The sequence below is a fragment of the Kosakonia oryzendophytica genome (assembly GCF_027886705.1).
Lineage (GTDB): Bacteria > Pseudomonadota > Gammaproteobacteria > Enterobacterales > Enterobacteriaceae > Kosakonia > Kosakonia oryzendophytica.
In genome coordinates, this window is sequence record NZ_CP115659.1 from 3,066,482 (window position 1) to 3,091,393 (window position 24,912).

Annotated in this window: 23 protein-coding genes and 4 pseudogenes; 15 read left to right on the forward strand and 12 right to left on the reverse strand. The window is 53.3% G+C overall.

Features of this window, described 5'->3' with window-relative positions:
• Positions 1-65: 65 nt before the first annotated feature.
• Positions 66-855, reverse strand: a pseudogene (locus O9K67_RS14840) (transposase); the annotation flags it as partial.
• 219 nt (positions 856-1,074) lie between these two features.
• On the opposite strand from O9K67_RS14840, the gene O9K67_RS14845 reads away from it, so the two are divergent.
• Positions 1,075-1,326: a hypothetical protein gene (locus O9K67_RS14845; RefSeq protein ID WP_061494938.1), complete on the forward strand. Its 252-nt coding sequence runs from the start codon at positions 1,075-1,077 to the stop codon at positions 1,324-1,326.
• Here O9K67_RS14845 and O9K67_RS14850 read toward each other — a convergent pair.
• A pseudogene (locus O9K67_RS14850) lies at positions 1,268-1,388 on the reverse strand (lysis system i-spanin subunit Rz); the annotation flags it as partial. The gene O9K67_RS14845 and the pseudogene O9K67_RS14850 sit on opposite strands and share 59 nt — an antisense overlap.
• 447 nt (positions 1,389-1,835) lie before the next feature.
• Positions 1,836-1,928, reverse strand: a pseudogene (locus tag O9K67_RS14855) (lysis protein); the annotation flags it as partial.
• 132 nt (positions 1,929-2,060) lie between these two features.
• Between O9K67_RS14855 and O9K67_RS14860 the strand changes: the two are divergent.
• Positions 2,061-2,370 (forward strand): annotated as a pseudogene (locus O9K67_RS14860) (tyrosine-type recombinase/integrase); the annotation flags it as partial.
• A gap of 110 nt (positions 2,371-2,480) precedes the next feature.
• Here O9K67_RS14860 and icd read toward each other — a convergent pair.
• Complete coding sequence (icd, locus tag O9K67_RS14865) at positions 2,481-3,731, reverse strand: NADP-dependent isocitrate dehydrogenase (RefSeq protein ID WP_061494935.1); 1,251 nt, start codon at positions 3,729-3,731, stop codon at positions 2,481-2,483.
• A gap of 187 nt (positions 3,732-3,918) precedes the next feature.
• Here icd and rluE point away from each other — a divergent pair, with 187 nt between their 5' ends.
• From rluE to O9K67_RS14905, 8 genes are all read left to right on the forward strand, one after another.
• Complete coding sequence (rluE, locus tag O9K67_RS14870; protein WP_071890692.1) at positions 3,919-4,566, forward strand: 23S rRNA pseudouridine(2457) synthase RluE; 648 nt, start codon at positions 3,919-3,921, stop codon at positions 4,564-4,566.
• Between the two features lie 18 nt (positions 4,567-4,584).
• On the forward strand, positions 4,585-5,043 hold the full coding sequence (locus O9K67_RS14875; RefSeq protein WP_061494931.1) for an NUDIX hydrolase: 459 nt from the start codon (positions 4,585-4,587) through the stop codon (positions 5,041-5,043).
• Positions 5,044-5,098: 55 nt separating this feature from the next.
• Positions 5,099-6,205 carry a tRNA 2-thiouridine(34) synthase MnmA gene (gene mnmA, locus O9K67_RS14880; protein ID WP_061494929.1) on the forward strand — a complete coding sequence of 369 codons (1,107 nt, stop codon included), beginning with the start codon at positions 5,099-5,101 and terminating at the stop codon, positions 6,203-6,205.
• Positions 6,206-6,277: 72 nt separating this feature from the next.
• Positions 6,278-6,907, forward strand: a complete 630-nt coding sequence (hflD, locus tag O9K67_RS14885; RefSeq protein WP_061494927.1) for a high frequency lysogenization protein HflD — start codon at positions 6,278-6,280, stop codon at positions 6,905-6,907.
• 19 nt (positions 6,908-6,926) lie between these two features.
• Positions 6,927-8,297, forward strand: a complete 1,371-nt coding sequence (purB, locus tag O9K67_RS14890; RefSeq protein WP_061494925.1) for an adenylosuccinate lyase — start codon at positions 6,927-6,929, stop codon at positions 8,295-8,297.
• 136 nt (positions 8,298-8,433) lie between these two features.
• Entirely contained in the window at positions 8,434-9,108 is a 675-nt protein-coding gene (phoP, locus tag O9K67_RS14895; RefSeq protein WP_061494923.1) for a two-component system response regulator PhoP, read from the forward strand.
• Complete coding sequence (phoQ, locus tag O9K67_RS14900; RefSeq protein ID WP_061494921.1) at positions 9,105-10,568, forward strand: two-component system sensor histidine kinase PhoQ; 1,464 nt, start codon at positions 9,105-9,107, stop codon at positions 10,566-10,568. Before phoP ends, phoQ begins: the two co-directional genes overlap by 4 nt.
• Positions 10,569-10,627: 59 nt before the next feature.
• Positions 10,628-11,749: a ribosomal protein uL16 3-hydroxylase gene (locus tag O9K67_RS14905; RefSeq protein WP_061494919.1), complete on the forward strand. Its 1,122-nt coding sequence runs from the start codon at positions 10,628-10,630 to the stop codon at positions 11,747-11,749.
• An 83-nt stretch (positions 11,750-11,832) separates the two neighbouring features.
• Here the strand turns inward: O9K67_RS14905 and pepT are convergent, their stop codons facing one another.
• The gene (gene pepT / locus O9K67_RS14910) at positions 11,833-13,059 is read right to left on the reverse strand and encodes a peptidase T (protein ID WP_061494917.1); all 1,227 of its coding nucleotides are present in this window, start codon (positions 13,057-13,059) and stop codon (positions 11,833-11,835) included.
• A 273-nt stretch (positions 13,060-13,332) separates the two neighbouring features.
• Here pepT and potA point away from each other — a divergent pair, with 273 nt between their 5' ends.
• Positions 13,333-14,469: a spermidine/putrescine ABC transporter ATP-binding protein PotA gene (gene potA / locus O9K67_RS14915; RefSeq protein WP_061494914.1), complete on the forward strand. Its 1,137-nt coding sequence runs from the start codon at positions 13,333-13,335 to the stop codon at positions 14,467-14,469.
• On the forward strand, positions 14,453-15,316 hold the full coding sequence (potB, locus tag O9K67_RS14920) for a spermidine/putrescine ABC transporter permease PotB (RefSeq protein ID WP_061494912.1): 864 nt from the start codon (positions 14,453-14,455) through the stop codon (positions 15,314-15,316). The genes potA and potB overlap by 17 nt, the downstream gene beginning before the upstream one ends.
• A gap of 108 nt (positions 15,317-15,424) precedes the next feature.
• Here potB and O9K67_RS14925 read toward each other — a convergent pair whose 3' ends face one another.
• Together O9K67_RS14925 and O9K67_RS14930 are read right to left on the reverse strand one after the other, a co-directional pair.
• Positions 15,425-15,886, reverse strand: coding sequence for a DUF3828 domain-containing protein (locus tag O9K67_RS14925; protein ID WP_061494910.1), 462 nt, complete (start codon positions 15,884-15,886; stop codon positions 15,425-15,427).
• A complete protein-coding gene (locus O9K67_RS14930; protein ID WP_061494908.1) occupies positions 15,886-16,254 on the reverse strand; it encodes a hypothetical protein in 369 nt (122 codons plus the stop codon). The genes O9K67_RS14925 and O9K67_RS14930 overlap by 1 nt, the downstream gene beginning before the upstream one ends.
• A gap of 372 nt (positions 16,255-16,626) precedes the next feature.
• Here O9K67_RS14930 and potC point away from each other — a divergent pair, with 372 nt between their 5' ends.
• Together potC and potD are read left to right on the forward strand one after the other, a co-directional pair.
• Entirely contained in the window at positions 16,627-17,412 is a 786-nt protein-coding gene (gene potC, locus O9K67_RS14935; RefSeq protein WP_061494907.1) for a spermidine/putrescine ABC transporter permease PotC, read from the forward strand.
• Positions 17,413-17,416: 4 nt separating this feature from the next.
• Positions 17,417-18,463 (forward strand): spermidine/putrescine ABC transporter substrate-binding protein PotD, encoded by a 1,047-nt coding sequence (gene potD, locus O9K67_RS14940; RefSeq protein WP_061494905.1) that lies wholly within the window; start codon positions 17,417-17,419, stop codon positions 18,461-18,463.
• A 71-nt stretch (positions 18,464-18,534) separates the two neighbouring features.
• On the opposite strand, the gene cobB is transcribed toward potD, so the two are convergent.
• Genes cobB through lolC form a run of 5 tightly spaced genes read right to left on the reverse strand, consistent with a single transcriptional unit; the run spans position 18,535 to position 23,457 of the window.
• Positions 18,535-19,356 carry a Sir2 family NAD+-dependent deacetylase gene (gene cobB / locus O9K67_RS14945; protein ID WP_061494903.1) on the reverse strand — a complete coding sequence of 274 codons (822 nt, stop codon included), beginning with the start codon at positions 19,354-19,356 and terminating at the stop codon, positions 18,535-18,537.
• Positions 19,357-19,365: 9 nt separating this feature from the next.
• Positions 19,366-20,283, reverse strand: a complete 918-nt coding sequence (gene nagK, locus O9K67_RS14950) for an N-acetylglucosamine kinase (RefSeq protein WP_061494900.1) — start codon at positions 20,281-20,283, stop codon at positions 19,366-19,368.
• Between the two features lie 36 nt (positions 20,284-20,319).
• Complete coding sequence (lolE, locus tag O9K67_RS14955) at positions 20,320-21,564, reverse strand: lipoprotein-releasing ABC transporter permease subunit LolE (RefSeq protein ID WP_061494898.1); 1,245 nt, start codon at positions 21,562-21,564, stop codon at positions 20,320-20,322.
• Positions 21,564-22,265 carry a lipoprotein-releasing ABC transporter ATP-binding protein LolD gene (gene lolD, locus O9K67_RS14960; RefSeq protein WP_061494896.1) on the reverse strand — a complete coding sequence of 234 codons (702 nt, stop codon included), beginning with the start codon at positions 22,263-22,265 and terminating at the stop codon, positions 21,564-21,566. The genes lolE and lolD overlap by 1 nt, the downstream gene beginning before the upstream one ends.
• Entirely contained in the window at positions 22,258-23,457 is a 1,200-nt protein-coding gene (gene lolC / locus O9K67_RS14965; protein ID WP_061494894.1) for a lipoprotein-releasing ABC transporter permease subunit LolC, read from the reverse strand. The genes lolD and lolC overlap by 8 nt, the downstream gene beginning before the upstream one ends.
• Before the next feature lie 289 nt (positions 23,458-23,746).
• Between lolC and O9K67_RS14970 the strand changes: the two genes are divergently transcribed.
• Positions 23,747-24,820, forward strand: coding sequence for an acyltransferase family protein (locus O9K67_RS14970; RefSeq protein ID WP_061494892.1), 1,074 nt, complete (start codon positions 23,747-23,749; stop codon positions 24,818-24,820).
• The last annotated feature ends 92 nt before the right edge of the window (positions 24,821-24,912 follow it).

The window sequence follows — 24,912 nt, forward strand, 5'->3', positions numbered from 1 at the left end:
CCGCTGTGAGCGAAGAGCGGGCATTGCTAACAGCATTCCGTGTGAATCAACGGGGAGCAGGTCAGTGGTAAGGGACGTCTGAGCGCAATGGTGTTCAGCATCTCCGCCACTTCCGTTGAGCGCAGATTCTGGCCCACGCAGATCCCCAGACATTCACGTGTGAACAAATCAATTATCGTCAGCAGGCGTAACCGCCTTCCGTCAAACAGCGTATCGGAGACAAAGTCCATGCCCCAGACATGGTCCGGATACAGCCCCTGAGGCTGCGGCTGTCACCGCTGTGCCGATTTATTGCGATGGGGGCGTTTGAGATGCAGGGACAGGCCCTGCTCGCTGTAGAGACGGTAAATGCGTTTATGGTTATCCCGCCAGCCCTCCCGCATGAGCAGGATGTGAACCCGCCGGTAACCGTAATGTACGCGGGTTTCCGTGATATCGCGGATACGCAGGCGCAGCGCACTGTCATCGGCCGCCACAGAGCGGTAACGGAACGAACAGCGGCTGACCAGCAGCGCAAAACAGACCTACCGTTCGCTGGCCCCGTAACGCGCCTGCAGCTCCCCGACCATTCACGCAGCCGCGCCAGCGTCAGGTCTTTTTTGCCAGCACGTCCTGCCGCATCGCCTCGTCGAGGCTCAGATCGGCCACCAGTTTCTTCAGCCGCAGGTTTTCCTCTTTAAGCTGACGCATGTGTTTCAGTTCTGAGGGCGAAATCCCGCCGTATTTCTTGCGCCACATACAGAACGTGGCATCGGAAATACCTGGCTTACGGCAGACCTCCGGCACGGACGTCCCCAGTTCAGCCTGCTTCAGGGCAAAAACAATCTGCTCTTCGGTGAATCGTGATTTTTTCATCGGCACCACCTCCGTTCAGGGAGTGTAGATCATGGCGGCATTCTGTTTCTGAATGGTGCAGGATTTCGGGTCAGGGTCACACTACTATCGGTTGCGTCAGACTGGCCGGAATCGGCGTACATCCGTAAGACCCGGTAAGCCGATTGGATATCCTCCTGGTCCGGTTCTGCCGTATAATTCTCGCAAACTTTCTTAAGTTAATCTTACTGTGAGGTACTCATGGCTATTATTCAGTTCCGCAAGGAAGGAATGCAAGGTACTGCTGATATAGGCCTGTGGTTCAATAATGGATTCTATTGGGCTCAATCATCTGACTTTATACTTAAAGCGTGCACTCTCGAAGAAATGGCTACTTCCATTGCAGGGGTCGTTAAGGAAATGTCAGCCGATGAAATAATGAAAGAATTGAGCCTTATCGATTTAAGCACTGTTCACGTACATACCCCTGCAGGCCATTTAACTGGCTGGTGACTGTTTCGATTCGCTTCTCTGAGGGTGAAATAATCCCGTTCAGCGGCATTAGTAAGTCGGGGCTGGTTACATCGCCATGCCACTGGTGCCGATGCTGGCCGTCCCGGCCTTTCCTCAGGTGGAGCTGAGACACAACCGACGCTTGCCCAATTTATTCCAATCTTTATCACAGGCAATCAGTGATGCCTCTGGCCGTCGCTTTGATAACATGCAGAATCACTGGGATCGACAAAATGATTCTCAAGGCAATGAGCACGTTAGCGGTGATCTCACAGACAGTGTCCACAGTCATATAGTCCATGAAAGGCGTATACATGACGACCCTGAACCCAACAAGATACAAGCCGACCAGGAATATGTAAGCGAGAACACTCTTTAGGACAAACATCGCCAACGGCTTTAGTCCTAAGTTTTGCTTCCAGTCGAAGGCGTCTTTTAAGGTACGAAAATAACTCAACATCCTTGATTCCCACTCACTAAGACTTATGGGAGCATTTTAACGCGTTAAGTCACTTGAGACACTGGATTTTGAGGTATTCCTGTAGTGTTCTCAGGGCCATTTGGTCGCTGATAATTCCGGATCTGATACCGACAATCTTCCGGAAATGATTCACTCTCCCAGATCATCGTCCAGCACGGTAATGCGCATAATGCTTTCTTTTAGATGTGAGCCTGTCGCATGAGACAGCCGCAGATTTCTAGAAGAGAATGGCCGGGTTACGGGGATGCTTACAATTACACGTTGCCGTGATTATGCAGTCAGCCCCTCTTTAATTCACTTTTTTAGAGCTACTTCTCAGGCAGAACGTGGGCGCGAGTTAAATCAAATACATTGACCATGAATTTTAGTAAGGCGCGGGATAAGGCGAAAATAACTGGGGAGATGGAACACCAGCAACGTTTCATGAACAGAGGTCATTATCCGAACGGCTGTATAAAGAACAAGGAATAAATACTCAAAAATTACTTGGTCATAAATCAGCCCGGCAGACCGAACGTTATGATGATGACAGGGGCAAAGACTGGACTACGATAGCCGTCTGAGTATGTTTTTTTGATAACTTGTTTTGATAATTTTTTGATAACCGTTCAGTTGTTAATAATAAAAAACGGGAACCAAGCGGCTCCCGTTCTTGTTTAACCCGCGAGGCGGATTACATGTTCGCGATAATCGCGTCGCCAAACTCTGAACATTTCAGCAGCTTAGCGCCTTCCATCAGACGTTCGAAATCGTAGGTCACGGTTTTGGCGTTAATCGCGCCGCTCATGCCTTTAACGATCAGGTCAGCCGCTTCAACCCAACCCATGTGGCGCAGCATCATTTCTGCGGAGAGGATCACAGAACCCGGGTTCACTTTGTCCTGACCTGCATATTTCGGCGCGGTACCGTGGGTCGCTTCGAACAGAGCGCACTCGTCGCCAATGTTCGCGCCCGGGGCGATACCAATACCACCAACCTGCGCCGCCAGGGCATCAGAAATGTAGTCACCGTTCAGGTTCATACAGGCGATAACGTCATATTCAGCCGGACGCAGCAGGATCTGTTGCAGGAACGCATCGGCAATCACATCTTTAATGATGATCTCTTTGCCGGTTTTCGGATTTTTGATTTTCTGCCATGGACCGCCGTCGATCAGCTCACCACCAAACTCTTCACGCGCCAGCTGGTAGCCCCAGTCTTTAAACGCACCTTCGGTGAACTTCATGATGTTGCCTTTGTGCACCAGCGTCACAGAGTCGCGATCGTTAGTGATAGCGTACTCAATCGCCGCACGCACCAGGCGTTTGGTGCCTTCTTCGGAACACGGTTTAATACCAATACCGCAATGTTCCGGGAAGCGAATTTTCTTCACGCCCATCTCTTCACGCAAGAATTTGATCACTTTTTCCGCATCGGCAGAGTCCGCTTTCCACTCAATACCGGCGTAAATGTCTTCTGAGTTTTCACGGAAGATAACCATATCGGTCAGTTCAGGGTGTTTAACCGGGCTCGGGGTGCCCTGGTAGTAACGTACCGGACGCAGGCAGATGTAGAGATCCAGCTCCTGACGCAGTGCAACGTTCAGAGAACGGATACCGCCGCCAACCGGCGTCGTCAGAGGGCCTTTGATGGCAACACGGTAATCACGAATCAGATCGAGTGTTTCAGGCGGCAGCCAGACATCCTGGCCGTAAACATGGGTAGATTTCTCACCGGTGTAAATTTCCATCCAGGAAATTTTACGCTCGCCCTTGTAGGCTTTTTCCACAGCGGCATCAACCACTTTCAGCATTGCCGGGGTCACGTCAACACCGATACCGTCACCTTCAATGAACGGGATAATCGGGTTATTCGGAACGTTGAGCTTGCCATTTTGCAGGGTGATCTTGCTACCTTCCGCCGGAACAACTACTTTGCTTTCCATTCACCTCTCCTTCGAGCGCTTCTGGTTGTTTTGCTCGTTGACTTCATGCCGGGGCGCTCAGACTGCGTCCGCTCACCTGTTACGTGAATCACACAGAGCAAACCGTTTTTTGTTAATGAATTGTAATGAGCCCATCAATACTAACCGATAGTTGGGTTCCATGAAAGGCAATCGTGATTCAGCTATAATGCGGCAATTGATAATCACTGAAAATACCATGAACAAAACTTCTTTTAGAAATCACCGGGTTGAGCGATTCAGCTCGCGACAAGCCACCAGACCCGAACGGAAAAACCAGCCAAAACGTGTGATTTTATTCAATAAACCCTACGATGTTTTGCCGCAATTCACTGACGAAGCCGGGCGCAGCACGCTGAAAGATTTTATTCCCATAGAAGGCGTTTATGCCGCCGGGCGGCTTGACCGCGACAGTGAAGGATTACTGGTGTTGACCAACGATGGCGCATTACAGGCGCGCCTCACGCAACCTGGCAAACGCACCGGCAAGATCTATTATGTGCAGGTTGAAGGTGAACCAACCGAAGAGGCCATTAATGCGTTGCGTAATGGTGTTGACCTGAACGATGGTCCGACGCTTCCCGCAGGTGTTGAACGGGTCGATGAACCAGAGTGGTTGTGGCCGCGTAACCCGCCAATCCGTGAACGGAAGTCCATTCCCACCAGTTGGCTGAAAATTACCCTCTATGAAGGGCGTAATCGCCAGGTGCGGAGAATGACGGCGCACGTCGGGTTCCCTACTCTGCGGCTTATCCGTTACGCTATGGGGACTTACACGCTGGATAACCTCGCCAACGGTGAATGGCGAGATGCTTAATCTTATAAGGGAGTAGTGATGCTGAAACCCCACGTAACCGTTGCCTGCGTCGTACATGCGCAGGGAAAATTTTTAGTGGTTGAAGAGACGATTCGCGGCAAAGCCCTGTGGAACCAGCCAGCAGGCCATCTGGAAGCCAACGAAACCCTGACGCAGGCTGCCGCCCGCGAACTGTGGGAAGAGACAGGCATTCGCGCTGAGCCACAACATTTTCTTAGAATGCATCAGTGGATAGCGCGCGATCGCACGCCGTTTCTGCGCTTTTTGTTTGCGATTGAGCTTAACGAAATGTGCGCCACTGAACCCCACGATAGCGATATCGATCGCTGCCATTGGGTCTCGGCCGAAGAGATCTTTTCTGCGACAAACCTGCGCTCACCGCTGGTTGCGGAAAGCATTCGGTGTTATCAGAACTGCCCGCGTTTGCCACTGGAAACTATCGCAGCATTTAACTGGCCGTTTACAGGGGATGCCTGAGCCGCCAGCCCGTGATAGAATACGCCGCCCTGAAGTTCTACGTCGTGAGTATTCTATGTCTGATAGCCCAAAAAAAGTGATCGTCGGTATGTCCGGCGGTGTCGACTCTTCTGTTTCCGCTTACCTGTTGCAACAACAGGGTTATAACGTGGAAGGCCTGTTCATGAAGAACTGGGAAGAGGATGACGGCGAAGAATACTGCACCGCTGCAGCGGATTTGGCCGATGCGCAGGCCGTTTGTGACAAACTCGGCATCGAGCTGCACACCGTCAATTTCGCCGCAGAATACTGGGACAACGTCTTCGAGCATTTCCTGGCTGAATACAAAGCCGGGCGCACGCCGAACCCCGATATTCTCTGCAACAAAGAGATCAAATTTAAAGCGTTCCTTGAGTTTGCCGCCGAAGATCTCGGCGCGGACTATATTGCCACCGGTCACTACGTGCGCCGCGCCGATGTGGACGGCAAAAGCCGCCTGCTGCGCGGTCTTGATGGCAATAAGGATCAGAGCTACTTCCTGTATACCTTAGGTCACGAGCAGATCGCGCAAAGCCTGTTCCCGGTCGGTGAGCTGGAAAAACCGCAAGTGCGTAAAATCGCCGAAGATCTGGGCCTGGCAACCGCGAAGAAAAAAGACTCTACCGGTATCTGCTTTATTGGCGAACGTAAATTCCGCGAATTCCTTGGTCGTTACCTGCCGGCGCAGCCCGGTAAAATCCTCACCGTCGAGGGTGAAGAGATCGGCGAGCACCAGGGTCTGATGTACCATACTCTTGGTCAGCGTAAAGGCCTGGGTATCGGCGGGACCAAAGACGGCAGCGAAGAGCCGTGGTATGTGGTCGATAAAGACGTGGAAAAGAATATCCTGATTGTCGCGCAAGGCCATGAGCATCCTCGCCTGATGTCCGTGGGGCTTATCGCACAGCAACTGCACTGGGTGGATCGCGAACCGCTACAGGGCACGCTGCGTTGTACGGTGAAAACCCGTTACCGTCAGGAAGATATTCCCTGCACCGTAACCGTGCTGGACGCCGACCGTATCGACGTGCGTTTTGACAACCCGGTTGCGGCCGTCACGCCAGGCCAGTCCGCTGTGTTCTATAGCGGCGAAGTGTGCCTGGGTGGCGGTATTATCGAGCAGCGTCTGCCGCTGCCCCTGTAATACAGAGTCAATAAAACCGGACTGGCGAAAGCCCGCGCAATGGTTGCAATGCGGGTCAAAAAAGGAGTGAGTGTGGCGAAGAACTATTACGACATTACCCTGGCGCTGGCAGGCATTTGCCAGTCCGCACGTCTGGTGCAACAACTGGCGCACCAGGGGCATTGTGACAGCGACGCGCTGCATGTCTCGCTGAACAGCGTGATTGATCTGAACCCGGACTCCACGCTTGGCGTCTTTGGCGGCAGCGAAACCAATCTGCGCACCGGGCTGGAAACGCTGCTTGGCGTACTGAATGCCAGCAGTCGCCAGGGTCTCAATGCCGAACTGACCCGCTATACCTTAAGTATGATGGTGCTGGAGCGTAAACTTGCCGGTAATAAACAGGCAATGGATACGCTCGGTAACCGCATCGCCAGTTTGCAACGCCAGCTTGAGCACTTCGATCTGCAATCAGACACGCTGCTCAGCGCCATGGCGGCAATATATGTTGATGTCATCAGCCCACTGGGACCACGTATTCAGGTCACCGGTTCACCCGCGGTGCTGCAAAGCCCGCAGGTACAGGCAAAAGTCCGCGCCACTCTGCTGGCCGGGATCCGCGCTGCGGTGCTCTGGCACCAGGTCGGCGGCGGTCGCCTGCAATTGATGTTGTCCCGAAATCGCCTGTCGACCCAGGCCAAAAACATTCTTGCTCATTGTTAACCTCCCGGAGTTGTGACTTATGGAATTATCCTCACTGACCGCCGTTTCCCCTGTCGATGGACGCTACGGCGATAAAGTCAGCGCGCTGCGCGGGATCTTCAGCGAATACGGTTTGCTGAAATTTCGTGTCCAGGTAGAAGTGCGCTGGCTGCAAAAACTGGCGACTCATGCGGCGATCAAGGAAGTTCCTGCTTTTACTGACCACGCAAACGGTTTCCTCGATAAAATCGTCGACGGCTTCAGTGAAGAAGATGCGCTTCGCATTAAAACCATCGAGCGCACCACGAACCACGATGTCAAAGCGGTTGAATATTTTCTGAAAGAAAAAGTCGCGGAGCTCCCTGAGCTGCATGCAGTTTCCGAATTTATCCATTTCGCCTGCACCTCAGAAGATATCAATAACCTCTCTCACGCCCTGATGCTGAAAACCGCCCGTGATGAGGTGATCCTGCCGTACTGGCGCCAGCTTATCGACGCGGTAAAAGCGCTGGCGGTGCAGTATCGCGATATCCCGCTGCTCTCCCGTACCCACGGTCAGCCAGCCACGCCGTCGACCATTGGTAAAGAGATGGCGAACGTCGCTTACCGTATGGAACGCCAGTTCCGTCAGTTAAACCAGGTGGAAATCCTTGGTAAAATCAACGGCGCAGTGGGCAACTATAACGCCCATATCGCGGCTTACCCGGAAGTGGACTGGCATCAGTTCAGCGAAGAGTTTGTCACCTCACTGGGGATCCAGTGGAACCCGTATACCACGCAGATCGAGCCGCACGACTATATTGCAGAGTTGTTTGACTGCATGGCGCGTTTCAACACCATTCTGATCGATTTTGACCGAGATATCTGGGGTTACATTGCACTGAATCACTTCAAGCAAAAAACCATTGCTGGTGAAATCGGCTCTTCTACCATGCCGCACAAAGTCAATCCGATTGATTTTGAAAACTCAGAAGGCAACCTGGGCCTTTCTAACGCAGTATTGCAGCATCTGGCCAGCAAACTGCCTGTCTCCCGCTGGCAACGCGATCTGACCGACTCCACCGTACTGCGTAATCTTGGCGTGGGCGTGGGTTATGCGCTGATTGCCTACCAGTCAACGCTGAAAGGCGTGAGCAAACTGGAAGTGAACCGCGATCGCCTGCTGGACGAACTGGATCACAACTGGGAAGTTCTGGCGGAGCCGATCCAGACCGTGATGCGCCGCTACGGCATTGAGAAGCCTTATGAAAAACTCAAAGAGCTGACCCGCGGTAAACGCGTTGACGCGGAAGGCATGAAGCAGTTTATCGATGGTCTTGCACTGCCGGAAGACGAAAAAACCCGCCTGAAAGCGATGACCCCGGCCAACTATATTGGTCGCGCCATCACCATGGTCGACGAGCTCAAATAATCGACTGTGGGCCGCTCACCCTCTTTTCCCCGGAAAAGAGGGTTTCTTACTTCTACGGTTTAATAAATGTTTATCCCTCCTGCACCACAATCAGCGTTAGACTGAATTCATCAAAAACTTAAGGAGAGTTCTGACGATGCGCATACTGGTTGTGGAGGACAATGCCCTGCTGCGTCACCATTTAAAAGTGCAGCTACAGGAGCTGGGGCATCAAGTGGATGCGGCGGAAGATGCCAGGGAAGCCGATTATTTTCTTAATGAACATATTCCTGATATCGCCATTGTCGATCTCGGCTTACCGGACGAAGATGGGTTGTCGTTGATCCGTCGCTGGCGCAGCCATGACGTCACCCTGCCTGTTCTGGTGCTGACCGCTCGTGAAGGCTGGCAGGATAAAGTTGAAGTATTGAGTGCTGGCGCGGATGACTACGTTACCAAACCGTTCCACATTGAAGAAGTCGTTGCCCGCATTCAGGCGCTGATGCGCCGCAACAGCGGCCTCGCGTCTCAGTTGATCTCTATGCCGCCATTTCAGGTGGACCTCTCCCGTCGTGAGTTGTCGATTAACGACGATGTGATAAAACTCACGGCATTCGAGTACACCATTATGGAAACGCTGATCCGCAATAGCGGTAAAGTGGTGAGCAAAGATTCATTGATGCTTCAGCTCTACCCTGATGCAGAGTTACGTGAGAGCCATACCATTGATGTGCTGATGGGACGTTTGCGCAAAAAAATCCAGACACAGTATCCGGAAGATGTGATCACCACGGTGCGCGGTCAGGGCTACCTCTTCGAATTACCTAAATGAGACGCGTGTTGCGACACCTCCTGCCGCTTTCCCTGCGGGTCCGTTTTTTACTTGCCACCGCAGCGGTGGTGATGGTGCTTTCCCTCGCTTATGGCATGGTGGCGCTGGTGGGTTACAGTGTCAGTTTCGACAAGACCACCTTCCGTCTGCTGCGGGGAGAGAGCAACCTGTTTTATACGCTGGCAAAATGGGAAAACAATCGGCTCAGCGTTGATCTCCCGGAAAACCTCAATCTGCAAAGCCCAACCATGGCGCTGATCTACGACCAGAACGGCAAACTGATCTGGTCCCAGCGGGATGTTCCCTGGCTGGAAAACAGTATCGACCCTGACTGGCTGCGGACAAATGGCTTTCATGAAATTGAAGCGGATATTGATGCCAGCAGAACACTGATTGATGACGATCACTCCGTTGCTGAAGAGCTGAAAGAGATCCGCGAAGATGACAGCAGTTCTGAGATGACACACTCTGTCGCGGTCAATATCTACCCGGCCACCAGCCGTATGCCGCAATTAACCATTGTGGTGATCGATACCATTCCGATTGAGCTGAAACGCTCTTATATGGTGTGGAGCTGGTTTGTCTATGTGCTGGCCGCAAACCTGTTATTGGTGGTTCCGCTGTTGTGGCTGGCGGCGTGGTGGAGTTTACGTCCCATTGAAGCGCTGGCCCGTGAAGTCCGCGAACTGGAAGAGCATCACCGCGAACAGCTTAATCCGGAGACCACTCGCGAACTGACCAGTCTGGTTCGCAATCTTAACCGCCTGCTGAAAAGTGAGCGCGATCGGTATGACAAGTACCGCACCACACTCACTGATCTCACTCACAGTCTGAAAACGCCACTGGCAGTGTTGCAAAGCACGTTGCGATCGCTACGCAGCGAGAAGATGAGCGTCTCCGATGCCGAACCGGTGATGCTGGAACAGATCAGCCGTATCTCGCAGCAGATTGGTTACTACCTGCATCGCGCCACGATGCGCGGCAGTAGCGGCCTGCTCAGCCGGGAACTGCATCCCGTTGCGCCGTTGCTCGACAGCCTGACCTCGGCGCTGAACAAGGTTTACCAACGCAAAGGCGTCAACATTACCGTCGATATCTCACCGGAAATCAGTTTTGTCGGTGAGAAAAATGACTTTATGGAAGTGATGGGCAATTTGCTGGATAACGCCTGCAAATACTGTCTTGAATTTGTCGAGATTTCGGCCCGGCAAACAGACGACACGCTGCATATTATCGTCGAAGATGATGGTCCGGGCATTCCCGCTGCCAAGCGCGAGGTGGTTTTTGATCGCGGGCAACGCGCTGATACGCTGCGCCCGGGACAGGGCGTCGGGCTTTCCGTTGCACGGGAAATTGTCGACCAGTATGAAGGGCAGATCATCACCGCAGAGAGTTTACTGGGCGGCGCCAAAATGGAAGTGATCTTTGGCCGACAACAGGCGGCGATCGCTGGCGACTGAACGCTATCGGCATTACTATAATCCTTTATTCAGCCACTGATAATTTGCCGGAAACGCATATGGACTATCACGTAGAAATAGACTGGCCAGACTTTATTCAACGCTACTGGCAAAAACGCCCGGTAGTGCTGAAACGTGGGATTAAAAATTTCATCGATCCCATCAGCCCGGACGAACTGGCAGGACTGGCAATGGAAAATGAGGTGGACAGCCGTCTGGTCAGCCATCTTGACGGTAAATGGCAGGTGGGCCACGGTCCTTTCGAAAGCTATGATCACCTGGGCGAAAGCAACTGGTCGCTGTTAGTGCAGGCCGTCAACCACTGGCATCAACCTGCTGCCGCACTGATGCGCCCGTTCCGCGTGCTCCCGGACTGGCGTACCGATGATCTGATGATCTCCTTCTCGGTGCCTGGCGGCGGCGTGGGCCCGCATCTCGATCAGTACGACGTGTTTATCATTCAGGGTACCGGTCGCCGTCGCTGGCGCGTCGGCGAAAAAACGCCGATGAAACAGCACTGCCCCCACCCGGACTTACTGCAGGTCGATCCGTTTGAGGCGCTCATTGATGAAGAGCTGGAGCCAGGCGATATCCTGTATATTCCGCCGGGATTCCCGCATGAAGGCTATTCGTTGGAGAATTCACTGAACTACTCTGTGGGTTTCCGTGCCCCCAGCGGCCGTGAATTGATCAGCGGGTTTGCTGATTACGTTCTGCAACGCGAACTGGGCAGCCAACGCTATAGCGATCCGGATGTTCCACAGCGCGCCCACCCGGCGGATATTCTGCCGGAAGAGCTGGATAAGCTGCGCGACATGATGCTGGGACTGATCAATCAGCCGGAGCAGTTTAAAGAGTGGATGGGCGAATTTATTTCCCAGTCACGCCACGAACTGGATATCGCGCCCCCTGAGCCGCCCTATCAGCCGGATGAAATTTACGATGCGCTGAAACAGGGTGACAAGCTGGTGCGTCTTGGCGGTTTACGCGTGTTGCGTATTGGTGATGACGTGTTCGCCAACGGCGAGCGGATCAACTCGCCACACCGCCCGGCGCTTGAAGCGCTGGCAAGTCATATCGTATTGCAGGGTGAGATGTTTGGCGATGCACTGGATGATCCCTCTTTCCTCGCAATGCTCGCCGCACTCGTCAACAGCGGTTACTGGTTCTTCGAAGATTAATACCTGACCGCCTGCTTATCCGGCCTGCGACATCTCTCACGCAGGCCGGATAAGACATGTATTCCGCCATCCGGCAGCGCAGGCTACTCCCCTTTCGCCGTCAGCTCAGCAATTCGCACAATCACCTGCACGGCTTTCTCCATGCCTTCCAGCGTCACAAACTCGTGCTTGCCGTGGTAGTTATAACCGCCGGTAAACAGGTTCGGGCAGGGTAAACCCATAAAGGAGAGCTGTGCGCCGTCGGTCCCACCGCGAATCGGTTTCAGCTCCGGTTCAATATCGCAGTCGCGCATAGCCTGCTGGGCGATTTCGAGAATATGCGGATGCTCTACCACTTTCTCACGCATATTGTAGTAGCTGTCTTCGATCACCAGTTCGATATAACAATCCGGATGCAGCCCTTTGCCCACTTTTTTGGCAATCTCCATCATCTTACGTTTACGTGTTTCAAACATCTTGCGGTCAAAATCACGGATGATGTAGTGCATGTCGGCGCGTTCAACGGTGCCTTTAATGCTGGTGAGATGATAGAAGCCTTCATAGCCCTCGGTGTTTTCCGGGCTCTCCTCTTCCGGCACCAGCGCATGAATACGGCTGGCCAGCGTCAGCGCGTTAACCATTACCCCTTTCGCCGTACCGGGGTGGACATTATTACCGACAATTTTGATGTTCACCGACGCGGCGTTAAAGTTTTCAAACTCCAGCTCGCCAACGCCGCCGCCATCGACGGTATAGGCCCATTTTGCGCCGAAGCCTTCCACATCGAAATGTTTCGCGCCCTTACCCACTTCCTCATCAGGGGTAAACGCCACGCAAATATCGCCGTGGGGAATGTTTTTCTTCTTCAATACCGCCAGCGCCGTCATGATCTCCGCCACCCCGGCTTTATCATCCGCGCCAAGCAATGTTTTGCCATCCGTGGTGATCAGCGTCTGCCCAAGCAACTGGTGCAGCACCGGAAACATCACCGGCGACAGGATCTCATCGCCAATGCCCAGCGCGATATCGCCACCGCGATAGTTTTCAAGGATTTGCGGATTCACATTCTTGCCGCTGCAATCCGGCGAGGTATCCACATGGGAAATAAAACCGATGGCAGGTACTGGCGTTTGCACATTTGACGGCAACACCGCCATCACCGTGCCTTTATCGCTTAATGTGACATTTTCCAGCCCCATCTCCGTCAGCTGGTTCTGAAGTAAACGCAGGAGTTTCCACTGCCCGTCAGTGCTGGGCACCTGCCGGACGCCGGGCTTTGATTGAGTATCCAGAGAAACGTACTGCAAAAAACGCTCTAATAATTTGTCCATGAAGCCACCCCCACAAAATGTCATAACATTATCAATAAGCGTGAAAAGACAAATATTGCGTCAGGTCACTTTTACCCCGTAAACGAGAATATTTTCAAAATTACGGCCCACGTAATTAACCGTAGCCCGGAAATTCCCCCTCCGTTCGACGAAAATACGACAACGATTGGCGATTTCACCGCTTTGCCGTAGAATGCCAGCCCTTAAATCGTGCACAACCCAAAGGTGGTTAACCACAAACCCCGCATCCGATAAGCCTTTCGATGCGTCGACATGGGACAGAGTCAAAAATTGAACACACAACCGCGTTCGCGTTCACCGCTTGTGCAGCTTGCGGGTATTCGCAAAAGCTTTGATGGCAAAAATGTCATTTCCGATTTTAACCTCACCATCAATAACGGCGAATTTCTGACGCTGCTGGGTCCTTCCGGCTGCGGTAAAACGACAGTTCTGCGCCTGATCGCCGGGCTGGAAAGTGTCGATGTCGGCCATATCCACCTCGATGCCGAAGATATCACGCACGTTGCAGCGGAACACCGCCACGTCAATACCGTTTTTCAGAGCTACGCGCTCTTCCCCCATATGACGGTGTTCGACAACGTAGCTTTTGGTCTGCGGATGCAAAAAACCCCGGCTCAGGAGATAACCCCACGCGTGATGGATGCGTTGCGGATGGTGCAACTGGACTCCTTTGCCCAACGTAAACCGCATCAACTCTCCGGTGGGCAACAGCAGCGTGTCGCCATCGCCCGCGCGGTGGTTAATAAACCGCGTTTGCTGTTGTTAGATGAATCGCTCTCCGCGCTGGATTACAAACTGCGTAAGCAGATGCAAAACGAACTGAAAGCGCTGCAACGTAAGCTGGGTATTACCTTTGTTTTTGTCACCCACGATCAGGAAGAAGCCCTGACCATGTCAGACCGCATTGTGGTGATGCGCGAAGGCCGCATTGAGCAGGATGGTACGCCCCGTGAAATCTATGAAGAGCCGAAGAACCTGTTTGTCGCCAGCTTTATCGGCGAAATCAATATTTTCAGCGCCACGGTGATTGAGCGTGTCGATGCACACCGCGTGCGCGCCAGCGTCGAAGGCCGCGAATGCCATATTCACGTTAACTTCCCGGTGGAACAAGGCCAGCCGTTAAACGTACTGCTGCGCCCGGAAGATTTGCGTGTCGAAGAGATCCACGACGTGAGCGACGCAGAAGGTCTGATCGGCTACGTTCGTGAGCGCAACTACAAAGGGATGACACTGGAATCCATGGTTGAGCTGGAAAACGGCAAAATGGTGATGGTCAGTGAGTTCTTTAATGAAGACGATCCGGATTTTGACCACTCGCTGGACCAGAAAATGGCCATAAATTGGGTAGAAAGCTGGGAGGTCGTACTGGCTGATGAAGAGTACCAGTAAATTCCAGAATGGGGTGATCGCCACTATCGTCGGTTGGCTTGTGCTGTTTGTTTTCCTGCCGAATGTGATGATCATCGCCACCAGCTTTCTGACCCGCGACGATGCCCATTTCGTCCAATGGGTTTTTACGCTGGATAACTATACGCGTCTGCTCGATCCGCTCTATTTCGACGTGCTGCTGCACTCCCTGAACATGGCGGCAATCGCCACGCTGTCCTGCCTGGTATTGGGCTACCCTTTTGCCTGGTTCCTGGCGAAACTGCCCGCGAAGGTGCGCCCGCTGCTGCTGTTTCTGCTGATTGTTCCCTTCTGGACCAACTCACTTATCCGCATCTACGGGTTGAAGATTTTCCTCAGCACCAAAGGGTATCTCAACGCCTTCCTGCTGTGGCTGGGTGTCATCGATGAGCCGCTGCGCATTATGTTTACCCCGGTCGCGGTGATTATCGGTCTGGTCTACATTCTGCTGCCGTTTATGGTGATGCCGCTCTACTCCAGCATCGAGAAGCTCGACAAACCGCTGCTGGAAGCGGCAAAAGATCTCGGGGCCGGTAAACTGCAAACCTTCATTCGCATTATTATCCCGCTGACGATGCCGGGGATCATTGCCGGTTGCCTGCTGGTGATGCTGCCGGCCATGGGGCTGTTCTATGTTGCGGATCTGATGGGCGGGGCGAAAAATTTGCTGGTCGGTAACGTGATTAAAAGCCAGTTCCTCAATATTCGTGACTGGCCATTCGGCTCCGCCACCAGCATCACGCTGACCGTGGTGATGGGGCTGATGTTGCTGGTATACTGGCGTGCAGCGCGATTGCTGAACAAAAAAGCAACGGATTTAGGCGAATAACGTTAACTGTCATTGGATGAACCATGATGCTGGCATGCGCTTTACTTCGCGGTAAATGGCATGCCATGCAAGGCACTATCCGTGTCTTGTTGCCATTAAACTGCGGTGTCAGTAAAGTTTTTGCTCAATATTGTCACCCGCATCAACGACCCGCCAAATCTTCCAGTTTCCATTTTCCTTACGGGTCCAAACCTGCAGATGCGCATGTTCGCTATTCTGCTGCCCAAGCCAGACATCCAGTTTCATACTTTGCCCATCCAAAGACGCCGGAGAAACTTTTATAGTTTTCTCCCACTCGGGGAACGCATCCTGCGCGTAGGTAAAATAATCGGCCATCAGTAATTCTTGCTCCGGCATCGTATAAATTTCATCCATACGCTTAAGTAACGTCGCCGATACCCATTTATTCATTTGTTCCATTTTGATGATGTTATCTGGCGAAACATCGTGATTAATTTCGTGCAGATAAAATGTGTAGAACGCCGTGACATTTTTCTGAATATCGGTCTCTGTTGTGGCGCTGGCAAAAGGGAGATAAGCCGCCAACAGCAATGAAATGAGCAATCGCATCAGTTTTTCCTGTAAATCACATAAGATGGGTGGAGCCTTCGATAACCTGGGCCAGGGTACATATCCCGCTGTTTGAAATCTGAATACCATGTTTTACCATCAAACATGGTCATATGGCCTATTCCATTACCGCCAACATAGGGCTGAATAATGGCAACGTCCCCCTTTTCGGGTTTAGCGGATTGCGGCAACGCGACAAATCCTGCTTTCAGCAGCGAGCTTCCATAATCCTTCGCAAATTTGGTTTCGATAAGGTTAATTCCCCCGGCTTCAATCGCCCGACGAGTGAACTTTGCACAATACCCGGTAGACTTCGGACCCGCGTGTTTCACCAGGTAATCAACGGCGGCATCGCTATTCCATCCCATAAAAATTCCTTTAAAAATAATAGGCATAACCGCCGGGATACTACATTATGCAAGGCGATAACAAATGAGAGTAATCTCATTTTACGCGGAAACCGCATGGTCCACTCACAACCGTGTTTATGATCGCCATCAGGAGATAAAACGCCCTCAACACCGCAACGCAATAACGTTGCGGGTTGTCCGACACAGGTAAAGTTCGTCATTTACGTGGGAGTTTTTCCCGATCGCAAAACAAAGTGTTGTAAAATGCGCGGCCTCAAACGACGGCCGACGGCCAGTCAGTGTTGGTGAACCAGGCTAGAGGTGGCAAAAAGTGATAATTTTCAAATCACTAGAATCGAACAATTGGCTTAAGAAAAAGGTGGAATGCGCATGATTGGTCGACTGCTGCGCGGCGGTTTTATGACCGCTATTTACGCGTATCTGTATATTCCGATCATCATTCTGATCGTCAACTCGTTTAATCAGTCGCGCTTTGGCATTAACTGGCAGGGGTTCTCCACCGAGTGGTATCGCCTGTTGATGAACAACGACAGTCTGCTGCAAGCCGCGCAACACTCGCTGACGATGGCCGTACTCTCCGCCACCTTTGCCACCCTGATTGGCTCGCTGACAGCCGTTGCGCTCTACCGCTACCGTTTTCGCGGTAAACCGTTTGTCAGCGGTATGCTGTTTGTGGTGATGATGTCGCCGGATATCGTCATGGCCATTTCGCTACTGGTGCTGTTTATGCTGCTGGGCATTCAGCTCGGGTTCTGGTCATTGCTGTTTTCGCATATCACCTTCTGCCTGCCATTTGTGGTGGTGACCGTCTTCTCGCGCCTGAAAGGTTTTGATGTGCGCATGCTGGAAGCCGCCAAAGATCTGGGTGCCAGCGAAGTGACTATTCTGCGCAAAATCATCCTGCCGCTGGCGATGCCTGCTGTTGCAGCCGGTTGGTTGCTGAGCTTCACCCTGTCGATGGACGACGTGGTGGTTTCGTCCTTCGTTACCGGTCCGGGCTATGAAATTCTGCCCTTAAAAATCTATTCCATGGTCAAGGTGGGCGTGTCGCCGGAAGTCAACGCGCTGGCCACCATTCTGTTAGTGCTGTCGCTGGTGCTGGTGATTGCCAGCCAGCTGATTGCACGTGATAAAACCAAAACTCAGGGGACGTAAGATAATGAAAAAATGGTCACGCCACCTGCTGGCAGCGGGAGCTCTCGCCATCGGCATGAGCGCCGCGCATGCGGACGACAACAAAACGCTCTATTTCTACAACTGGACCGAGTATGTGCCGCCCGGCCTGCTGGAGCAGTTCACTAAAGAGACCGGCATCAAGGTTATCTATTCGACCTATGAATCGAATGAAACCATGTACGCCAAGCTCAAAACCTATAAAGAAGGCGCATACGACCTGGTCGTGCCGTCCACCTACTTCGTGGATAAGATGCGCAAAGAGGGCATGATCCAGAAGATCGACAAAACGAAGCTGACCCACTTCAATAACCTCGATCCGCAGATGCTCAACAAACCGTTTGACCCCAATAACGACTACTCCATCCCTTATATCTGGGGGGCCACCGCGATTGGCGTCAATGGCGACGCGATCGATCCGAAAACCGTGACCCGCTGGGCCGATCTGTGGAAACCGGAATACAAGGGCAGTCTGCTGCTGACGGATGATGCACGTGAAGTGTTCCAGATGGCGCTGCGCAAGCTGGGTTACTCCGGCAATACCACCGATCCCAAAGAGATTGAAGCGGCCTATAACGAGCTGAAAAAACTGATGCCAAACGTCGCGGCGTTCAACTCAGACAACCCCGCCAACCCCTATATGGAAGGCGAAGTGAATCTGGGAATGGTGTGGAACGGTTCGGCGTATGTGGCGCGTCAGGCAGGGACGCAACTGGATGTCGTCTGGCCTCAGGAAGGGGGGATTTTCTGGATGGATAGCCTGGCGATCCCGGCGAATGCGAAAAACGTCGACGGGGCGCTGAAGCTTATCAACTTCCTGCTGCGCCCGGAGATTGCCAAACAAGTGGCGGAAACCATCGGCTACCCAACGCCGAACCTGGCCGCGCGTAAGCTGCTGAAACCGGAAGTGGCGAACGATAAGTCCCTCTACCCGGATGCAGAAACCCTCAGTAAGGGCGAGTGGCAAAATGATGTCGGCAGCGCCAGCGCCCTTTACGAAGAGTACTACCAGAAGTTAAAAGCCGGACGTTGAGTCCGTACTGGATAGCGCTGCCCCTTATCCGGCCTGCGGGTATCGAGGCCGGATAAGGCGTAGTTTTCGCGTTACAGCTTTTTCAGCAGTTTTTCGACGTACTCTGGCACCACTACGCTCGCCAGCCCGTAATGTTTCTCTTCGAACTCGCTGCCTACCTGGCTCGGTTCGAGGTTCAGCTCAACGGTGTGCGCGCCATGCAGTTTGGCTTCGTGAACAAACCCGGCGGCAGGATACACGTGGCCGGACGTGCCGATCGCAATAAAGACATCCGCCATCGACAGTGCGCTGTAAATTTCATCCATGCCCAGCGGCATCTCGCCAAACCACACTACGTGCGGGCGCAGAGGCGCAGGAAACTGGCAACAGTGGCATTTGTCGTCACGGGTGACATCATCGGTCCACTTCAGCACCTGCCCGCTCTGGGAACAGCGCACTTTCAACAACTCGCCGTGCATATGGATGATGTGTTTATTTCCGGCACGCTCATGCAGGTTGTCGATATTCTGCGTGATCAGTAAAAAGCGATCCCCCAATGCCTGCTCCAGTTCGGCCAGCGCCAGATGCGCGGCGTTGGGCACAATTTCCGGCTGCTGGAGCTGGCGGCGGCGATCGTTATAAAAGGTTTGCACCAGTTGTGGGTTGCGGGCAAAGCCTTCCGGCGTCGCCACATCTTCGACATGATGTTCTTCCCACAGCCCATCTGCCGCACGGAAGGTGCGGATCCCGGACTCGGCGGAGATCCCCGCCCCGGTCAGTACGACAACTCTCGGTTTTTCCATCACTTCAGGCACCATTGTGTCACGGAAAAAAATGCGCTGGCGTAACCGCTCACGCAAGCGGCGTTTGTTATGGCGAAAACGGCTGAGACGATGTGAACGTCGCGATTGCATGGCATCCTCTCAGGACGGATCAGTAAGATGAAGAAATGCCGCACCGCGCATACCGCCTGCGTCACCGTAGCGTGCGCATTCAATACGCGGCACCTCGCCCGCTGGCAGCAGATGCGGGCGGATACGCTCCGGCAGCAATTGCGTCAGCGCGCTGAAATTGGATAATCCACCGCCAATCACCAGCAGATCCGGGTCGATAATGGTCAGAATATTACCCAGACACACCGCCAGCAAGTCGACATACCGTTCGACATGGGCCAGTGCTTTCGCCTCGCCCTGCTGCCAGCGGGTGATGATCTCCGGCGCGGACAATGACTGATGGTAGAAGTGTTTGTACAGCCATGCAAAACCACGGCCGGACAGATAGTTCTCAATACAGCCGATTTTGCCACAGCCGCAGCGTGTGAGCGGAAAATCAAACCCCATCAGCCCCAGCGCATCGACGGGCAAACGGATATGACCAAACTCGCCGGTGATAAAACGCTGCCCGGTCACAGTCTTGCCATTCACCACCAGTCCGCCGCCCACACCCGTGCCAAGGATCAGCCCCATCACCAGCGGATAGCGCCGGAATTCATCATCCCAGGCTTCAGAAAGGGTGAAACAGTTGGCATCGTTATCCAGCCGGACGTCACGCTCCAGCAACGCGCTAAGATCGGTGCGCAGCGACTGGCCGCTAGCGGCGGGCAGATTGGCGGCATACAACGTACCGTCGGCGGTTTCCGGCATGCCAGGGATGCCGATGCCGACCGTGCCTTTCACGCCGAAACGTGCATCCGCCTCTGCGACCAGCTCAGCAATGGCGCGCAAAAAGGATGTATAACTGTCATGGGGCGTGGCGACACGTGTTTCCCACTGTAACCGTCGATTGGCATCAAAGACACCTAACGCGATTTTACTGCCGCCAATATCAAATCCGTAATTCATCGCCACTCCTTCGTTGTGGCCCTGCTCACGCCGGGATTACTGCCCGCTCAGTACTCTCGCCGGATCAATATTGCTCGCCCGGCGCGCCGGATACCAGCTCGCCAGCAGGCTTAATACCAACGCCGTCGCCAGAACGTACACCACATCCAGCGGATGAAGTTCCGACGGCAGGAAGTCGATAAAGTAGATATCGCCCGACAAGAACTGATGACCGATAATTTTTTCTATACCGTTGATAATTGGCGTTAATTGCAGCGAAACCACCACGCCAATCACCACACCGCAAAGGCTGCCCAGCAACCCGGCCAGCAAACCGTACCAGACGAAAACGGCGCGAATAAGACCATCTTTCGCCCCGAGCGTACGCAATACCGCAATATCGCCGCTCTTGTCTTTTACTGCCATCACCAGCGTGGAGACAATATTAAAACAGGCCACGCCAATCACCAGCACCATCGCCAGATACATAATGGCGCGGATCATCTGGATGTCGCGATACATATAGCCATATTTGCCGATCCAGCTTTTGATATAAACATAGCTGTTGGTCACTTCACCCGCATCGCGCACCAGCTTATTGGCGTTAAAGACATCGTTGACTTTAATGGCGATGCCGGTAACGCTGCCGCCCATCTCCAGATATTGCTGCGCATCCGCCATCGGGATCATCGCGAAACCGTGATCAAGCTGACCACTGAGTTGCAGAATACCCGTGACATGCAACCGCACGCGTTTGGGCTGCAACAGTTTATGCGCGTCGTCAGAGTTAGGGATCATGATGGACACCCAGTCGCCCTGCTGCACTTTCAGCGCATCGGCCACGCCTTTCCCCAAAATGATTTGCTGCTCACCGGCTTTAAAATTACGCCAGGCGTCGCCCTGGATATATTTCGGTAACGCGCTGAGGTCAGTTTCCTGCTGCGGATCAACGCCTTTGACCTGAATCGCGCGCAGGTTAGCACCGCTCTCCACCAGCCCTGTAAAGTTGATATAGGGTGCCGCCGCCGCAATGCCCGGCACTTTCTTCACTTTTTCCAGCGCGGCATTCCAGTCATTCCACGGCTGGTTCACCGGCTCGATTTCACCATGTGGCACAACCGCCAGAATGCGGTTATTCAGTTCGCGCTCAAAACCGTTCATCGCGCTCAGACCGACGATCAGCACCGCTACACCCAGCGCGATGCCGATAGTCGAGATCACCGAAATCAACGAAACCATCCCACCGCGACGGCGTCCGCGGCTGAAACGCAAGGCAATCAATAACGACAGAGGCGAAGCCATTACTCGGCCCCCATCAGGGAGACTTCAGTGCTCAGATGACCATCACGCATTTCCAGTTGACGGTTCATACGTTTTGCCAGCTGTAAATCATGCGTCACCACCAGAAACGCCGTACCCTGCGAACGGTTCAACTCGCCAAGCAACTGGAAAATACTGTCGGCGTTGCGGGCATCCAGGTTACCGGTCGGTTCATCCGCCAGCACCAGACGCGGGTTATTGACCAGCGCACGGGCAATCGCCACGCGCTGGCGTTCGCCGCCGGAAAGCTCCGACGGACGGTGAGTGGCGCGGTGCTCCAGACCCACTGCGCGCAGCATTTCACGCGCGCGGCTGTCAATCTCAGCTGGTTTCTTTTTACCAATCAGCAGCGGCATCGCCACGTTTTCCAGTGCGGTAAAATCCGGCAGCAGATGGTGGAACTGGTAGATAAAACCCAGTTCACGGTTACGCAGATCCGCCTTGGCGGTGGAAGAGAGTTTGCTCATCGGCTGATCGCGGAAAATCACATCGCCGGAGGTCGGCGTATCCAGCCCGCCGAGCAGGTGCAGCAGCGTACTTTTACCCGAACCGGAACTACCGACAATCGCCATCAGTTCCCCTTCCGCCATGCTGAAACTGACATTGTGCAGCACGTCGGTTTGCACACTGCCTTCCTGATAGCGTTTGCACAGGTTGTCGCATTGCAACAGGATCTTATTCATAACGTAAAGCCTCAGCGGGTTGAGTGGCGGCAGCGCGCCAGGAAGGATAAAGCGTAGAGAGCAGCGCAATGGCCATAGCCACCAGCGCAATCGTAACAACCTGCAGTGGCTCAATCGCTACGGGCAGTGCAGCGCCATCCAGCAGTGCGCCGATAATCGGCATCAAATTATTCAACTGGCTGGCCAGCAGTGCGCCCAGCACCGCGCCAAGTAGCGCGCCGATGATGCCGGCGCTGGCCCCTTGCACCATAAATACCGCCATGATCTGGCGCGGCGTCAGGCCCTGCGTTTGTAAAATCGCCACCTCACCCTGTTTTTCCATCACCATCAGGCCAAGAGAAGTAATAATGTTAAACGCCGCGACCGCAACAATCAGGCTGAGCAGAAGACCCATCATGTTTTTCTCCATGCGCACAGCCTGGAACAGCTCGCCTTTGCGATCGCGCCAGTCCTGCCACTTCGTTCCTTCTGGTAGTGGCTGCTGGCTCAGCACATCCACTTTCAGCGGTTCGTTAAGCCACAAACGCCAGCCGGTAATGTTACCCGCCGGGTAACGCATCAGGCGTGATGCATCCTCAATATTGACCAGCATCTGGTACTCATCCACTTCGCTGTTTGCGGCGAACGTCCCGACCACCGTGAACAGACGCTGACTGGGCAGACGCCCCATCGGCGTGAACTGGCTGGCGGAAGGCACCATCACACGAATTTGATCGCCGCGGTTAACGCCTAACTGGCCCGCCAGTTGCTCACCGAGAATGATGTTGTATTTGCCCGCCTGCAGGTCGCTCTGTTTCACGTTGACCAGATAAGGGGTCAGCGGATCGTTTTGTGTCGGGTCAATACCCATCATCACGCCGACCGCCACGCTGCGCGCGCTTTGGATCACCACATCGCCAGTAGTCAACGGTGCAATACGGGTGACGCCCTGTAGCGTTAGCTGATTTGCTGGATGCTGCTGCGGATCGAGGGAGCCGTTTTGCGTAGAGAGAATAGCCTGTGGCATCAGCCCCAGGATGTTGTTTTGCAGCTCACGTTCAAAGCCATTCATTACCGATAACACCGTCACCAGCGCCATAACGCCAAGGGTGATGCCAATGGTTGACAGCCAGGAGACAAAGCGACCGAAACGGTCTGCTGCGCGGCCACGCATATAGCGCAGGCCTATGAAAAGTGTGACAGGCTGGTACATGAAATCCGTCTGATTGCTGATAGCAGATTGAGAAGTATATAAGCGAAAGCGCAGAGCGTAAATGAGTGAAACCGTAAGATTTCGTCACGAAGTTTCGAAAAAAAGCCGGAAAATCAAATTACTAATGGCTCGCGGATCTCTGCAAAACAGCCATTGTTTGCCCGGTGTACGACCAAAATCCTTCACCTTAATCCGAAAATCAATAAATACAGACACTTCCCCATTACATCCCCTCTCCCACTACCCAGGATAAATAGCCGAAATTAAGGCAAAACAGGCAAGAAAACGAATGAAACAGAAAACATTATGGATTAATCAAATCAAAGGGTTATGTATTTGCCTGGTGGTAATATATCACTCAGTCATTACTTTTTACCCGCACCTTGACCTCTTTCAGCACCCCTGGTCCGAAACGCTGGCGAAATGTTGGATCTATTTCAACCTCTACCTTGCGCCGTTTCGCATGCCGGTGTTCTTCTTTATCTCGGGTTACCTGATCCGCCGCTACATCGATGAGGTTCCATGGAAAGAGACCATCGACAAACGGATCTGGAGCATTGTGTATGTGCTGGCGCTCTGGGGCGTGCTGCAATGGGTCGGGCTTAGTCATATTAATGACTGGCTGGCACCGGATCGCGACCTCAGTAACGCGTCGAATGCTGCGTACGCTGACAACTGGAGAGAGTTCTTACAAGGGATGCTGACCGCCAGCACCAGTCTGTGGTATCTGTACGCGCTGATCGTCTATTTCACGCTCTGTAAGTTGTTAAGCAATTGGAAAATCCCCGTCCTCACGTTGATGATCCTCGCCAGCCTCGCCATTAATTATCTGCCGCTCCCTTGGTGGGGAATGAACAGTGTGGTGCGCAATATGATCTTCTATACCCTGGGTGCATGGTATGGCAACGCTGTCATGGAGTGGATGAAAACCGTGGCGATACGTCGCTACGCCCTGTTGTTCGCTGTCGCGTTGGTGGTGGCGTTTGGATTGTGGATGTTTAACATGCCGTTGCCGCTCTGTTTGCTGTCGATTGTCGGCATCATGCGCCTGTTCCGGGAGCTGGAGCAGCGTTTCCCGCCGAGTGAAAACAGTCTGCTAAATGTGGTTGGCTCAAATACCATTGCGATTTACACCACCCACCGCATTCTGATTGAAGGTTTCAGCCTGGCATTAATCAAACCGTTGAATGCCGGTGCCTGGCCGCCAACAATGGAACTGGCGCTATTTCTGGTCTACCCTTTCGTCACATTAGTGATTTGTACGCTGGCTGGACTGCTGGTGCGGAAAATCTCCACCGCACTGTTCGCTGATGTTTTTTTCACCCCACCGGCGAAGCTTCGCCCGGCCATTGCCACACGCTAAACCCACGCGTTCGCCTTGGCTAAAACAATGCAATCGCAGATAATAAAGGGATTGCGTATCAGTGATATGCCCCCACATGGGGGTATATCCAT